6 protein-coding genes are annotated in these 16016 nt (G+C 74.3%); 5 read left to right on the top strand and 1 reads right to left on the bottom strand.

The window, feature by feature from the left end:
- The first annotated feature begins 199 nt into the window (after positions 1-199).
- From QRN23_RS06605 to recR, 3 genes are all read left to right on the top strand, one after another.
- A complete protein-coding gene (locus tag QRN23_RS06605) occupies positions 200-9196 on the top strand; it encodes a choice-of-anchor G family protein (RefSeq protein WP_285062969.1) in 8997 nt (2998 codons plus the stop codon).
- Positions 9197-9332: 136 nt separating this feature from the next.
- Complete coding sequence (locus tag QRN23_RS06600; protein WP_285062967.1) at positions 9333-11873, top strand: DNA polymerase III subunit gamma and tau; 2541 nt, start codon at positions 9333-9335, stop codon at positions 11871-11873.
- Positions 11874-11876: 3 nt separating this feature from the next.
- Positions 11877-12476, top strand: a complete 600-nt coding sequence (recR, locus tag QRN23_RS06595) for a recombination mediator RecR (RefSeq protein ID WP_043595550.1) — start codon at positions 11877-11879, stop codon at positions 12474-12476.
- 41 nt (positions 12477-12517) lie between these two features.
- Here recR and QRN23_RS06590 read toward each other — a convergent pair whose 3' ends face one another.
- On the bottom strand, positions 12518-13327 hold the full coding sequence (locus tag QRN23_RS06590) for a DUF1206 domain-containing protein (protein WP_285062964.1): 810 nt from the start codon (positions 13325-13327) through the stop codon (positions 12518-12520).
- 137 nt (positions 13328-13464) lie between these two features.
- On the opposite strand from QRN23_RS06590, the gene QRN23_RS06585 reads away from it, so the two are divergent.
- Positions 13465-14730 carry an aspartate kinase gene (locus tag QRN23_RS06585; RefSeq protein ID WP_055971466.1) on the top strand — a complete coding sequence of 422 codons (1266 nt, stop codon included), beginning with the start codon at positions 13465-13467 and terminating at the stop codon, positions 14728-14730.
- A 133-nt stretch (positions 14731-14863) separates the two neighbouring features.
- Positions 14864-15916, top strand: coding sequence for an aspartate-semialdehyde dehydrogenase (locus QRN23_RS06580; RefSeq protein WP_173151274.1), 1053 nt, complete (start codon positions 14864-14866; stop codon positions 15914-15916).
- Positions 15917-16016: the final 100 nt, after the last annotated feature.

The following is a 16016-nucleotide window of genomic DNA, read 5'->3' as shown; positions in this document are numbered from 1 at the left end:
AGCCCCTCACCACGGCACGTCAGCAGCACCCGCCCCAGGCGAACGAGCCCGCGCACCGCGCGGTAGTCCCGTTCGCCTCGTCGTCGTCCCCGGGCGGCGACGCGGCGACGACACAACAGAACAGCAGCACCTCCCGCCTCACCAGCGGGAGTTCTTCGGATCAGGCGGCGGGCTCGTCCCGTCAGGAAGAGGCACACCCATGCGAAGCCAGACGATCGAGCGTCCCCGGCGCTCCCACGCGTCCCGCGCACTGAAGGCGACGGCGGCCGCCGTCGTCGCGGCGGTCGTCGGCGCGCTCGTCGTCGTCGTCCCCGCGCAGGCGGCCACGACCGACCGCAGCGAGGCCGAGGCGTCGCTCGTCGGCGGAACGGGCATCGTCGCGCTCGACCAGGTCGCCGCACTCGGCGGTGCCTACTCGGCCTTCGGCACCACGCAGAACCCGCCGACGTCGCGCAACCCGCTGAACCTCACCGCCGTCAACGCGCTCACGGTCGGTCTGGGCAACGGCATCCGCCTCCTCGGGGGCAACGGGCTGCTCACCCTCGGCGTCGACGGTCAGTACGCGAACGCCACCGCGACCGGCGCCACCGCCTCGGCCGGTCTCATCGCCCAGGACGGCTCGATCGCCGTCGGCGACGGCAGCCCGGCCCAGCAGACCACCCTCCGCCTCCAGCCGCTGCTCGCCCAGGTGCCCGCCACGCAGGGCGTCCTCAGCGACGTGACCCTGCAGCTCGGCGCGCTCTCGTCGCAGATCACCCAGCAGCGGGGCGCCACCGCCACCACGCCCACGACGGCCTACCAGGTCGCCGGTGCGGAGTTCACCCTGACCAGCCCCGCCGTCCAGGGCGTGACCTCGTCCCTCCGCTCCACGGTCGGCGGCCTGGGGACGGCGGTCAACGGGGTCGCCGGCAGCACCGCCGTCAGCGGCCTCGCGAACTCGATCACCGGCCCGCTCACCACGGCCGTGAACGGCCTGCCCCTCGGTGGCGCCGTCACGCTCGGCCAGCCAACGGTGAACGTGCAGGCGACCGTCGACCTCGACTCGACGATCTCGGCGGAACTCGACCGTCCCCTGACCAGCGGGCCCGTGACCATCATCCCCAGCACGGGCCAGGTGGTCATCGACCTCGACGCCCTGAACGGTCTGCCCGCGAACACCGACCTCTTGCGTCCCGCGACCATCACCGCGATCACCGCCGGCATCACCGACATCCTGCAGAACCAGCTGCCCACCAACCTCGTAGCCGCCGTGGACGACGCGATCCGCGCGACCCAGGTGACCGTCGACCTCGCCGTCGCACTGCGCATCCAGTTGGCCGTCGTCGGCGTGAACGAGACGTTGAGCACCCGCACCGTGACCACCCTCGGCGCGCTGCTCGACGGTACCGTCCAGCCGGCCGCCACGACCGTCACCGGGTCGGGTCTCGTCGGTGCTCTCGGCGCCACGGTCCTCCGGGGGGCCCTCCTCCCCGTCGTCGGCACGCTGCTCGGCAGCGTGGGCGGCCTCTACTCGCCCCTGGTGGACGGCACGGCGCTCGCCGCCACGACGACCAGCCTGCGCACCACGACCGCCGCGGTCGTCACGACCCTCGCGCCTCTCACGACGCTGCTCAACCAGCTCGTCCGCGTCACCATCAACGCCCAGGACAGCGCGGGCTTCCGTGACGGCCGAGGCACCGACGCCGGCTCGAGCTCCGTCCACGCGGTCAGCCTCTCGGTACTCCCGCTGGTGAACGCGTCCCGGGTCGACCTCGCGACCTCCACCGTCCGCGCCGCGGCCCTCGCCCCCCTCAGCATCGCCACGCCCACCGCCGGGCAGGTGTTCGTCGTCCCGGCCTCCCCGGGCGCCACGCGCAGCGTCGTGCTGACCGGTGCCGGCGAGCCCGGCGCCACCGTCACGGTCGACCTCGGTGCCGGTCTCACGGGCACCGGCACGGTCGCCGCGGACGGCAGCTGGAGCGTGACCGTCGCGAACGTGCCCGCAGGGGCCTACAGCGCCTCCGTGACCCAGGCCCTCGGCACCGCGACCACCGGCCCCGTCACGCGGGACTTCACCGTCGTCGCGCAGCAGCCGCTCGTCGTCACCACGCCCACCGCCGGACGCGTCTTCACGGTCCTCGACGCCGACTCCACGACCCCCGTGATCGTCTCGGGCACCGCGACCCCCACGGCCACCGTCGCCGTCGACCTGGGCGGCGGCCGCACGGCCACGGCCCTCGTCGCCGCGGACGGCACCTGGTCGACGACCGTCCCGGGCGTGCCCGTCGGCGGCTACACCGCGTCGGTGACCCAAGCCCTCGGTGGAGACGTCTCCGCCGCCGTGACGCGCGCCTTCAGCGTCGTCGCCGGCACGGGCCTGACCATCACGAGCCCGACCTCCGGCACGCAGTACCGCCTGCCCGGAGCCGACTCCACCCGTGACGTCACCGTCTCGGGTGCCGGGCAGGCCGGTGCCCCGGTCGCCGTCACCCTCGGCGGCGGCCGCGACCTCACCACGACGGTCGCCCCCAACGGCACCTGGTCCGTGACCTTCCCGGCCCTGCCGGTCGCCACCTACACGGCCACCGCGACGCAGACGGTGGGAGGCGCGGTGTCCGCCCCGCAGACCACCGACTTCACCCTCGTGGCCGCGACCGGCGTGACGATCTCGACGCCGGCGCCCGGTGCGACCCTCACGGTCGCCGACGCCACCTCGACCACCCCGGTCACGGTGACGGGAGCCGCCGAGCCGAACGCCCCCGTCCGCGTGGACCTGGGCGACGGCTACGTGGCCACGACCACGGCCGACGCCACGGGCGCCTGGTCGGCCACCGTGTCGTCCGTGCCCGTCGGGCCCCGGACGATCAGCGTCACGCAGACGGTCGCGGGCGTCGTCTCGGTGCCGGTCACGCAGCCGCTGACGGTCGCCGCCGGTGCGCCGCTCGACATCCTCGCCCCGGCCGAGGGCACCACGGTGCGCGTCGCCGACAGCGCCTCCTTGTCCACGCTGACCGTCTCGGGCACCGCCCAGGTCGGCGCCGACGTCCGCGTCGACCTCGGTGACGGCCTCACCGGCCGGGTCACGGCGGACGCCACGACCGGCGCCTGGTCGGTGGACGTCGCCGGCGTGCCCGTCGGTCAGCGCACGATCTCGGCGACGCAGACCGTCGGCGGCACCGTGTCGCCTGCGCAGACGCGCGTCGTGACGATCGTCGCCGGGACCCCGGTCGCCATCTCGACGCCGGCCCCCGGGGCCACGATCCCGATCGTCGGCGGCACCACGGCCGACGTGACCGTCACCGGCACGGCCGACCCGGGGGCGACCGTCACGGTCGGCCTCGGCGCCGGCTTCGAGGTGCCTGCCACGGTCGACCCCGCCACGGGCGCCTGGACCGCCGTCATCCCCGACGTCCCCGCCGGTGTCCGCACGCTCGGTGCGACTCAGACCCTCGGCGGGACCACCTCGGCACCGGTGACCCAGCCGCTGACGATCGCGCAGGGCACGCCCCTGGCCGTCACGGCACCGCTCGACGGCGCCGAGTACTTCGTCCCGGGACCGCAGGACACGACGCCCGTCGTCGTCTCGGGCACGGGCCAGGTCGGGGCGACCGTCGAGGTCGACCTCGGCGACGGCCTCGTCGGCCAGGTGGTCGTCCCGGTCTCGGGCCAGTGGTCCGTCGCGGTCGTCGGCGTCCCGGTCGGTCCGCACACGGTCTCGGTGACCCAGAGCATCAACGGCTCCACCTCGGACGCCGTCACGCGGGACGTCCTGGTCAGCGTCGGCGGCGACGTCGTCATCACGGCGCCCGTCCCCGGCACCCAGCTGGTGGTCGCCGACGACCAGGGGACCGCTCCGGTCACCATCGCGGGCACCGGCGTGGCCGGTCTGCCCGTCACCGTCACGGTGGACGGCGTCGACCAGGCCCCGGTCGCCACCGACGCGCAGGGCGCCTGGTCCCTCGTCCTGACCGGGGTCGCCGTCGGCGACCACGTCGTGGGCGCGAGCCAGCAGCAGGGCCCCGACCTCCTCGAGGCCGAGCCGACGGACTTCTCGGTGGTCTCGGCCGAGGCCGACCTCTCCATCACCGCACCCAGTGACGGCGACGTCGTCACGGTCGCCGGCGCCGACAGCACCACCGCCGTCGTCGTGACCGGGACGGCCTACCCCGGTGCGTCCGTCGAGGTCACCCTGGCCGGCGTGGTCGTCCCGACGACCGCCGGGCCCGACGGGCTCTGGTCCGTCACGGTTCCGGGCGTCCCCGTGGGTGACCAGGTCGCCTCCGCGACCCAGACGGTCGGTGGCACGACGACCACCGAGCCCGTCACCCGGGCCTTCGAGATCGTCTCCGGGGCCGACGTGGTCATCACGACGCCCGCCGCCGACATCCGCTACGTCGTCGCCTCGCCCGCGGCCACGCAGGACGTCCCGGTCGCCGGCACCGCCCAGCCGGGCGCACGGATCACCGTGACCCTCGACGGCGCCGAGGTCGGCAGCACCCTCGCCGACCCCGTCACCGGGGCCTGGGCGGTCACGCTCGTCGGCGTCGGCGTCGGAGAGCGCGTCCTCGGGGCCTCACAGGCGGTGCGGGACACCGTCCAGCAGGCCGACACGCGCGTCGTGACGATCGACCCGGCCGCCCCGCTGACCATCGTCGCCCCGGCCGACGGCGTCCCGATCGTCCTCGCCGACCCGTCCTCGACCACGACGCTCGTCGTGTCGGGCCAGGCCGAGCCGGGCGCGGTCGTCCGCGTCGACCTCGGCGACGGCTTCACCGACACGGTCACTTCCGGCACCACGACGGGTGCCTGGACGGTGTCCTTCGCCGGGGTGCCCGTGGGCACGCGGACCGTCACCGCCACCCAGACGGTGGGCACCTCGGTCTCGGCTCCCGAGACCCGGGTGGTCCGCATCCTCGCCGGCGACCCCCTCGTCGTCCTGACCCCCGCCGACGGTTCCGTCGTCGACGTGGCCGGGCCCGAGGTCGTGACCACGGTGACCGTCTCCGGCACCGCCGCGGCGGGAGCCACGGTCGACGTGGTCCTCGATCCCGCGACGGGCGCCGACCTCGCCGCCACGACGACGGCCGACGCGGCCACGGGCCGGTGGTCCGTGGACGTCCCGGGCGTGCCCGTGGGCGCGGCCGACCTGTCGGTGACGCAGAGCATCGGCGGCACCACCTCGCCGGCGCAGGAGAGCTCGTTCGAGATCCGCGCGGCCGCCCCGGTCGTCATCGTCGACCCGGACGACACCGTGTTCACGGTGCTCGACCCGGCCGGCACCGTGGACGTCCCCGTCTCGGGCACGGCGTCCCCGGGCGCCCCGGTCTCGGTCCGACTGAACGGGGGAGCGGCCGTCACCACGACCGCCGACCCGACGTCCGGCGACTGGTCCGTCCTCTTCGCCGACCTGCCGACCGCCGTCTACCAGGTGACGGCGTCGCAGACCGTGGCCGGCACGACCTCGACCCCCGTCGCGGCCGGGTTCCGGATCGTGGTCGGTCCCGGGTTGAGGGTCCTGCAGCCCGAGCCCGGTGACGTCGTGACCGTCGCCGACGCGACCGCCTCGACGGCCGTCACGGTCAGCGGCACGGCCGCACCCGGGGCGACCGTCCGCGTCGACCTCGGCGTCGACCTCGTGGCCTCGACGATCGCCGACCCGACCACCGGCGCCTGGAGCGTCGTCGTGGCCGGCGTCACGGTCGGCGAGCGCACGCTCACCGCCACCCAGGCGCTCGGCACCTCGGTGTCGCCCGCCGTCACCCAACCCCTCTCGGTGGTCTCCGCCGCCGCGGTCGTCATCGAGGCCCCGGCCGTCGGGACCGTCGTGGCGGTGGCGACGCCGGACGCGACGACCGACCTGGTCGTGTCGGGCACGGCCGAGCCGGGCGCCTCGATCGCCGTCGACCTCGGCGACGACCTGACCGGCACGGTCACGGCCGACGGCACGACCGGCGCGTGGAGCGTCACCGTGCCGGGCGTCCCGGTCGGCGACCGCACCATCGCGGTCACGCAGACCGTCGACGGCTCGACCTCGACCCCGGTCACGCGGGACGTGTCGATCGTCGTGGCCCCCGCCGCGCCCGCGATCGTCACCCCCGCCCCCGGTGCGACGGTCTCCCTGCTCGACCCGGCCGGCACCACGTCGGTCGTCGTCTCGGGCACCGGTGAGCCCGGCGCCACCATCGCCGTCTCGCTCGGCACGGGCCTCACGGCCGGCGCCACCGTCGGGCCCGAGGGTGACTGGCAGACGACCGTCGACGGAGTCCCCGTCGGCGACTACACCCTGACCGCCACGCAGACGATCCGAGGCGCGACCTCGGCCGCGGCGACGCAACCGTTCACGGTCGCGGCGGCAGCGGGTCTCGTCGTCGACCGGCCCACCGACGGCACGACGGTCGTCGTGCTCGCCGCGGGCGACACCGCCCCGGTGGTCGCGTCCGGCACGGCCCAGCCCGGAGCGACCGTCACGGTCGACCTCGGTGACGGCCTGGTCGGGACCGTCGTGGCCGACCCGACGACCGGCGCCTGGAGCGTCACGGTCGACGGCGTCCCGGTCGGCGACCGCACCGCCTCGGTCACCCAGACCGTCGACGGCGCCGTGTCGACCCCGATCACGCGGGACGTGTCGGTCGTCGTGGCCGCCCCGGTGACGATCACCTCGCCGCCCGCCGGGTCGTCGATCGTCGTCCGTGACGCCGACGACACCACCGACGTCACGGTCACCGGCACGGGTCAGCCCGGCGCCACGGTCGTGGTCGCGGTGGGCGACGACCTCTCCGAGACGACGACGGTGACCCCCGAGGGCACCTGGACCGTCACGGTGGGCGACGTGCCCGTCGGCTCGTACCCGGTCGTCGTGACGCAGACGGTGCCGGCCGGTTCGACGACTCCCGCCACCCAGCAGCTCGACGTGGTGGTCGGCACCCCGGTCACCATCACCGAGCCCGCCCCGGGTGCCACGGTCGTCGTCCTCGACGGCCGGACGACGCCGGTCACGGTGTCGGGCACCGCCCAGCCCGGCGCGACCGTCACGGTCTCGCTCGGTGGCGACCTGACCCAGGCCGTCACGGCCGACCCGACGACGGGGGCGTGGACCACGACCTTCGACGCGGTGCCGGTGGGTGCCGGACCGATCTCGGTGGTGCAGCAGTACGACACCGTCACGACGGTCCCCGTGACCCAGCCGTTCGCGGTGGTCGCGGCAGACCCGATCCGGATCACCGACCCGGCGACGGGCACGCGCCTCCTCGTGCCGTCCGCCGCCTCGACGGTGGACCTGCCGGTGTCCGGTTCGGCCCAGGCCGGCGCTACCGTCGCGGTGACGCTCGACGACGGCACGGCCGTCACGGTCGACGTGGACGACGACGGCGACTGGTCGACCACCTTCGCGGGGGTCGGCGTGGGCGAGCACGTGGTGTCCGCGACGCAGACCGTCGGCGGGGTCGAGTCGGCTCCGGTCACGACCACGGTCGTGGTCGAGGCCGCCGCGACGCTCACGATCACGGCACCGACCGACGGCCAGCAGTACCAGGCGGGCGACGCCGGCACCGCGCCGGTCGTCGTCCGTGGCCAGGGGCAGCCGGGCGCACCCGTCGCCGTCACGGTCGACGGGGGAGACCCCCTCACCACGACGGTCGACGCCTCGGGCTCGTGGCAGGTGCCGGTCGTGCTCGGCACCGGGACGCACACGGTCTCGGCCGTGCAGACCATCGGAGGCGCCACGAGCGCTCCCGTCGAGGTCTCGGTGGTCGTCGTGCCCGTCCCGGTCGACCCCGCCGCCGCGCCCACCATCACCTCGCCGGCCGACGGACAGCTCGTCGTCGACACCGACGGTGACGGCTTCGTCGACCTGCCGGTCACCGGAACGGGCGAGCCCGGAGCGACCGTCACCGTCTCCGTCGGCGGCATCACGCAGACGGCCACCGTCACCGACGGGGGCACCTGGTCGGTGACCCTGCCGGCGGTCCCGGTCGGCACCCGCACCGTGATCGTCGAACAGACGGTCGGCGGCGTCGTCACCGGCAGCGCGTCGGTCGACGTCACCCTCGCCCCCGCGGCCGAGGTCGCGCCGCTCGTGGTCACCTCGCCCGAACAGGGCTCGATCCTGCCGGCGGGCACGGCGGGGACGGCGGACGTCCTGGTCGGCGGTTCGGCCCAGCCGAACGCCTCGGTGGCCGTCAGCATCGACGGCGGCCTCCCGGTCGTGGTCGACGTGGACGCCGACGGCGCCTGGTCGACCACCCTCGTGGGCGTCGAGCAGGGGCAGCACACCCTGTCCGTGACCCAGACCGTGGGAGGCGCGGTGTCGGCCCCCGAGACCGTCGTGTTCACGGTCACGGCGGCCGCTAGCACCGACGCCGTCGTCATCACCTCGCCGGCACCCGGCGCGTTGATCGCCGACGTCGACGGGAACGGCCTCGAGGACGTCGCGGTGACGGGCACCGGCACACCCGGCGCGCTCGTCACGGTGGATCTCGGCGGCGGACCGACGCAGTCGGCGACGGTCGGGGCCGACGGCACCTGGGCGGTCGACTTCACGGACGTCCCGGTCGGCGCCTACGTCGTCACGGCGACGCAGACCGCGGACGCGGGCACGACCACGGTGAGCCAGGACCTCCTGATCGCCTCGGTCGACCCCGTGGTGATCACCAGCCCGGTGGCCGGCTCGGTCCTGCAGGCCGGAACCGGCGGCACGACGCCCGTGACGGTCGTCGGGACGGCGGAACCCGGTGCCACGGTGACGGTGCAGCTCGACGACGGCACCGCGCAGGTCGTCCAGGCCGACCCCGGGACGGGGAGCTGGACGGTCGTCCTCGCGGGCGTCGCCGTCGGACCCCACGTGGTCGCCGCGACCGAGACGATCGCGGGCGCCACGTCGGCCCCGGTCACCACCGGGTTCACCGTCGCGGCGGCCAGCGGGACCCCGGGCACGCCGGGCGACCCGGGCACTCCCGGGACGCCCGGGACCCCGGGCACCCCGGGTACCCCTGGCACCCCCGGCTTCCCGGGTCTGCCCGGATCGGGTGGCGGCACCGGCACCGGCACCGGCACCGGCAACGGTGGGGGAGCGGTCCCGACCGGCTCCGTCTCGGGCCTGGCGTACACGGGGTCGGACGCCCTCGGCTGGTTCTCGCTCGCGGCCTTCGCCTTGCTGATCGGCCTCGGCCTCGTGTCGGCGACCAGGGTCCGCCGTCGCGCGAGGGGGTCCGCCGAGTAGTCCACCCCGGCCGGGAGCCGCACCCGAGGGCCCGTCGACACGACGGGCCCTCTCGTGCGCCCGGGGCGCCGCGAGGGGCCCTCGACGGCGACTCCCGCCGTCGACCGTTGTCGGTAGCCCCGACTACTCTTGCTCTGTGGTCACCGCCCTGTATCGCCGTTACCGGCCAGAGAACTTCGCCGAGCTCATCGGGCAGACGCAGGTGACCGATCCGCTCCGCACGGCACTCCGCACCAACCGCGTCAACCACGCCTACCTCTTCAGCGGGCCGCGCGGTTGCGGCAAGACGACGTCCGCGCGCATCCTGGCCCGCTGCCTCAACTGCGCCCAGGGCCCGACCGACACCCCGTGCGGCGTCTGTGCGTCGTGCGTCGAGCTCTCACGCGACGGCGGCGGCTCGCTCGACGTCATCGAGATCGACGCGGCCAGCCACAACGGCGTCGACGACGCCCGCGACATCCGTGACCGGGCCGTGTTCGCCCCGGCTCGCGACCGCTTCAAGATCTTCATCCTCGACGAGGCCCACATGGTCACCCCGCAGGGCTTCAACGCCCTGCTGAAGGTCGTCGAAGAACCGCCCGAGCACGTCAAGTTCATCTTCGCGACCACCGAGCCCGACAAGGTGATCGGCACCATCCGGTCGCGCACCCACCACTATCCGTTCCGCCTCGTGCCCCCGGCCCAGATGCTCGAGTACGTCCACGAACTCTGCGAGAGCGAGTCGGTCGAGGCGGCCCCGGGCGTGCTGCCGCTCGTGGTCCGTGCCGGCGGCGGGTCGGTGCGCGACACCCTCTCGCTCCTCGACCAGCTGATGGCCGGCAGCGAGGACGGCGCCATCCAGTACGAGCGCGCCGTCGCGCTGCTCGGGTACACCCATGCATCGCTGCTCGACGACGTGGTCGAGGCGCTGGGCGCCCGTGACGGCGCCGCCGCGTTCGCTGCGGTCGACCGCGTCGTCCAGACCGGGCAAGACCCTCGGCGGTTCGTCGAAGACCTGCTCGAACGCCTGCGCGACCTCATCGTCGTCGGGGCGACCGTCGAGGGTGCCTCGGCCGTGTTGCGGGGCGTCACGGCCGACGAGCTCGACCGTCTCGTGCACCAGTCGCACGCCTTCGGCGCCGCCGAGCTGTCGCGCTCGGCCGACGTCGTCAACCGCGCTCTCACCGACATGACCGGGGCCACCTCGCCGCGGCTGCACCTCGAACTGATGATCGCGCGCGTCCTCGTCCCCGAGAGCGACCAGACCGGCCGGGGCGCCCTCGCCCGGGTCGAGCGCCTCGAACGACGCGTCGGGGTCGAGGGCTCCGGCTCCGGTCCGTCCGCCGCGCCCGGTCCGTCCGCTGCGCCGTCGACGCAGGCGGCTGCCCGGCCGGCCGAGGTCCGGCCCGCGGCGGATCGATCGACGCCTCCCGTCGCCGCGTCGGCGCCGACCGCGTCGGCCCCGTCCGCCTCGCCCGTCGAGGCCACGCCGTCGACCGAGGCGGCCGGTGGCCCGTCGGCCGTCGAGAGTGCGACGGCGTCCTGGGCGACGGCCGCTCCGTCGACCTCTGCCACCCGGGCCGACCAGGCCGACTCCGCCACGCCGACCGAACCCGCGCCTCCGTCCGCACCGCACTCGGCCGCGTGGGCACAGAGCCCCGACACCGGCCAGGCGTCCGGGAGCGGCGCGGCTCCCGTCACGCTCCAGCAGTTGCGTGACAGCTGGCCCGAGATCGTCGAGGTCGTCCAGAAGGCGCGGCGCACGGCCTGGATGGTCGTCGTCACGGCCACCGTCGTCGACTTCGTCGACGACGTGCTGACGCTGGCCTTCCCCAGCGCCAACGACGTCGAGAGCTTCAAGCGGCCGCAGGGCGCGGCCGAGGGCGTCAGCGAGTACCTGCGACGCGCGATCGTCGACGTCCTCGGCGTCAAGGTGAAGTACATCGCCCGCGTCGAGGGCGACGGCCCCGCGGGCCCGACCCCCACGGGTGCACCCGTCGACGCCGCCGCCCCTCCCGCCACGTCGGGTGCGCCGCGAGAGACCGGCCGGTCGACCACACCGGCACCCGAGGCCGGACGCCAGCCGTCCGGGCCCGCGTCTCCGGGGTCGGCGCCGTCCGAGACGGGCCGGGCCACGGCCCCCGCCGCGACGTCGTCGACGCCCGAGGCCTCCGCGTCGCCGGCGCCGAGCCCGTCCCTGGCTCCCGCGCCGGCTGCGGCGCCCGGGGCCGCCGCGCGGTCCGGTGCCGCGGCGCCCGCGTCCGCCGGGCGATCCAGCGCTCCGGCGTCCGCGGCCGCCGCGCGGTCCGGCGGCTCGACCCCCGTCACCGGGTGGGACGTCGCCCCCATCCCGCAGACCCCGCCCCCCGAGCCCGACGAACCCGAGCACATCACCGAAGAACCGCCCGGCGGCGTCCCGACGGTCGACGCCGCGCCTCCTCCGCCCGAGGTCGACGTGCCCCCGGCTCGCCCCGCCGCCGCCGCCCCGTCGCCCTCCACAGCGGCCACCAGCACACCGACCGCCTCCGCCGGTGCGGGTCCGTCGGTGGCCGAGCGTCGCGCGGCGACCGGTGACCCGCGCCGGGGCATCCCCACCGGGTCGCGCTACGGCGAGGCCGTCGTGCGCGAGATCCTCGGGGCCCAGTTCATCGAAGAAGAGACGATCGCCCCCCGGGTCACGCCTCAGAGAAGCGAGTAGCGCGTGTACGAAGGCATCGTCCAAGAGCTGATCGACGAATTCGGTCGCCTCCCCGGCATCGGGCCCAAGTCGGCGCAGCGCATCGCGTTCCACATCGTGCAGAACGAGTCGTTCGACACGTCACGCCTCGCCGAGCTGCTCGTCGACGTCAAGACCAAGGTGCGTTTCTGCGAGATCTGCGGCAACGTCAGCGAACAAGAGACGTGCAACATCTGCCGTGACCCGCGTCGCTCGCCCGCCACGATCTGCGTCGTCGAAGAGGCCAAGGACGTCCAGGCCATCGAGCGCACCCGCGAGTTCCGCGGTCTGTACCACGTGCTCGGCGGGGCGATCAGTCCCATCGACGGCATCGGTCCCGACGATCTGCGCATCCGCCAGTTGGTGCAGCGTCTCGCCGACGACACCGTGCAAGAGGTCATCATCGCCACCGATCCCAACCTCGAGGGCGAGGCGACCGCGACGTACCTCTCCCGGATGCTCGCGCCCTTCGGTCTCCGGGTGACGCGACTGGCCTCGGGGTTGCCCGTGGGCGGCGACCTCGAGTACGCCGACGAGGTCACGCTCGGCCGCGCCTTCGAGGGCCGCCGGCTCGTCTCCGAATGACGACCCGCGCCTCCTGAACCCGTTCGGCGCGCGCCTGCCCGTCAGAGGCGGGCGCGCCGTGCCCGCACGGCGCAGTACGCACCGTAGGCCATGAGCCCCAGGGCGACGGCCGTCAGCACCACCACGCCGAACGGGAGGGCCGCGAGGGCCTTCAGCGCGCCGTCGAGCCCCGTGGCCTCGCTCGGGTCCGAGGTGACGGCCGCGACCGCGAACAGCACCCCCACCACGCCGAGGGCGATCCCCTTGGCCACGTAACCCGTGACGCCGAGGGCGACCGTGCCCCGTCCCGCCGCACCGCCCGGCAGCGTGAGGTCCTCGCGGAACTTCTGCTTCACGCCCTTCACGACGAAGTAGGCCCCGATCGTCACGATGGCGAGCGCGACGACGACGAGCAGCACGACGCCGCCGGGTGCGGAGAGCAGCCGGGCGCTGAGCGTCTGGGTCTGTCCCGAGCTGTCCGACGACGAGCCCCGGGCGAAGGTGAAGGCCGTGAACCCGACGGCGAGGTAGGCGACGCCCTTGCCGCCCTCCTTCGCGCGCTCGGCCCAGGCGTCCTTGTCCGTCCCGCGGACGAGAGCGGCCTCGAGCAGCTGGAAGAGGCCGAGGCCCCAGAGCCCGACGACGATCAGCCAAAGGAGGAAGACCCCGCCCGGACGGGACGCGAATTGCCCGAGGGCACCGCCCTGGTCGGCCTCGCCTCCACCTCCGAACGCGACGCCGAGGGCGATCACGCCGATCACGACGTGGAGCAGGCCGTTCATGGCGAAGCCGACGCGGGCGGCGGTCGTGAGGGCGCGGCTGTCCTGGAGGCGGCTGGCGGCGCCGCGGGCCTGGTCGGTGGTGTCGGGCATCGGTCCACCGTAGGGGAGAGGCGCCGATGACGCCCCGCGACCGACGTACGTCACACGCTCTCGACACCGAATAGAATCGCCGGACGCAGGCGTGAGCCGTCCTCCGGCGCGCCCAGTCCCCCTTCTCAGGAGTCACCGTGAGCTTGATCGTGCAGAAATTCGGCGGGTCGTCCGTCGCCGATGCCGAGAGCATCAAGCGCGTCGCCAAGCGCATCGTCGAGACGCGGAAGGCCGGCAACGACGTCGTCGTGGCCGTCAGCGCGATGGGCGACACCACCGACGAACTGCTCGACCTGGCCAACGAGGTCAGCCCGCTGCCCGGCGGCCGCGAGCTCGACATGCTGCTCACCGCGGGCGAGCGCATCAGCATGGCCCTGCTCGCCATGGCGATCCGCAGCCTGGGCGTCGAGGCCCGCTCGTACACCGGCAGCCAGGCCGGCATGATCACCGACGCCCAGCACGGCAAGGCCCGCATCGTCGACGTCACGCCCGGACGGGTGCGCGACGCGCTCGACGCCGGGTACGTGGCGATCGTCGCCGGCTTCCAGGGGTTCAACCGGTCCACGGGCGACATCACGACCCTCGGTCGCGGCGGCTCCGACACGACCGCCGTCGCCCTCGCCGCGGCGCTCGACGCCGACGTGTGCGAGATCTACACCGACGTCGACGGCGTCTTCACGGCCGACCCCCGCGTCGTGCCCAAGGCCCGCAAGCTCGACCGCGTCACGAGCGAAGAGATGCTCGAGCTCGCCGCCGCCGGGTCGAAGGTGCTCTACATCCGTGCCGTCGAGTACGCCCGGCGTCACGGGGTCACCCTGCACGTCCGCTCGTCGTTCAACAACAACGAGGGCACGCTCGTCGTCAACCCGAAAGAGGGAGAGAACGTGGAAGAACCCATCATCAGCGGGGTCGCGGGCGACCTCAGCGAGGGCAAGATCACCGTCGTCGGCGTCCCCGACGTCCCGGGCAAGGCCGCCCAGATCTTCCGCACGGTCGCCAAGACCGGCGCCAACATCGACATGATCGTGCAGAACGTGTCGGCGGCGTCGACCAGCCGCACCGACATCTCGTTCACCCTGCCGAAGTCCGAGGGTGCCGTCGTGCTCCAGGCCCTCGAGTCCGACCGGGCCGAGATCGGCTTCGAGTCCCTGCAGTACGACGACCAGATCGGCAAGCTGGCCCTCGTCGGCGCGGGCATGCGCACCAACGCCGGCGTCTCGGCGCGGCTGTTCACGGCCCTCTTCGAGGCCGGAATCAACATCGAGATGATCTCGACCAGCGAGATCCGCATCTCGGTGGTCACCCGGGCCGACACCCTGAACGACGCCCTGCGCGTCGTCCACACGGCCTTCGGCCTCGACGCCGAGGTCGACGCCGTCGTCCACGGCGGCACCGGCCGCTGACGCGACCCACCACCCGAGGAGGCGCGCGCGGCCACCGCACCGCGCCTCCCGACCCGGCTCCCACCGGGCCAGGACCCGCACCACCGAACCCCGCACCACCGAACCCCGCACCACCGAAACCCAGGAGGCACCCATGGCCGAAGGACTGCGCGTCGGCGTGATCGGCGCGACCGGACAGGTCGGCAAGGTCATGCGCACGCTGCTCGACGAGCGCGACTTCCCGATCGCCGAGATCCGCTTCTTCGCCACCGCCCGGTCGGCGGGCACGACCCTGCCGTTCCGCGGTGTCGACATCGTGGTCGAGGACGTCGAGACGGCCGACCCCGCGGGTCTCGACATCGCCCTCTTCTCGGCGGGCGCGACGGGCTCGCGGGCACACGCGCCACGGTTCGCCGCGGCCGGGGCACTGGTCATCGACAACTCGAGCGCCTGGCGCATGGACCCCGAGGTGCCCCTGGTGGTCAGCGAGGTCAACCCCCACGCCCTCCGCGAGGCGGTCAAGGGCATCGTCGCCAACCCCAACTGCACGACCATGGCGGCCATGCCCGTGCTGAAGGTGCTCGACACCGAGGCCACCCTGCAGCGCCTGATCGTCAGCACCTACCAGGCGGTGTCGGGCAGTGGACTCGCCGGCGCCGACGAGCTGCTGCAGCAGACCCGTGCCGCGATCGAGGGCGACACCATCGGCCTCGTGCACGACGGTCGCGCGGTCGACCTGCCCGAGCCGGTCACGTACGTCCGTCCCATCGCCTTCGACGTCATCCCGCTCGCGGGCAGCATCGTGGACGACGGCACGAACGAGACCGACGAAGAGAAGAAGCTGCGCAACGAGAGCCGCAAGATCCTCGAGCGCCCCGACCTGCTGGTCAGCGGCACGTGCGTCCGGGTGCCGGTCTTCACGGGGCACTCGCTCTCGATCAACGCCGAGTTCGCCTCGGACATCACGGCGGAGCGCGCGGAAGAACTCCTGCGCGACGCCCCCGGGGTGGTCCTCACCGACGTCCCGACCCCGCTCGAGGCGGCGGGAGCCGACCCCAGCTTCGTCGGCCGCATCCGGCACGACGAGGGCGTCCCCGGTCACCGTGGGCTCGCGTTCTTCATCAGCAACGACAACCTCCGCAAGGGTGCGGCGCTCAACGCCGTGCAGATCGCCGAGCTCGTCGCCGCCGAACGCGCCGTTGCCTGATCCGTCGACGCCGGTCGCCCGAGGGGCCGGCGACGCGTCGCACCCCGGTCTCTCGACATCGAGACACCGGGGTGTCGTGCTCCGGCGGCCACCCGGGGTC

Source organism: Frigoribacterium sp. ME-P-080 (assembly GCF_030209595.1).
GTDB lineage: Bacteria > Actinomycetota > Actinomycetes > Actinomycetales > Microbacteriaceae > Frigoribacterium.
This window is presented reverse-complemented; position numbering and strand designations above follow the sequence as displayed.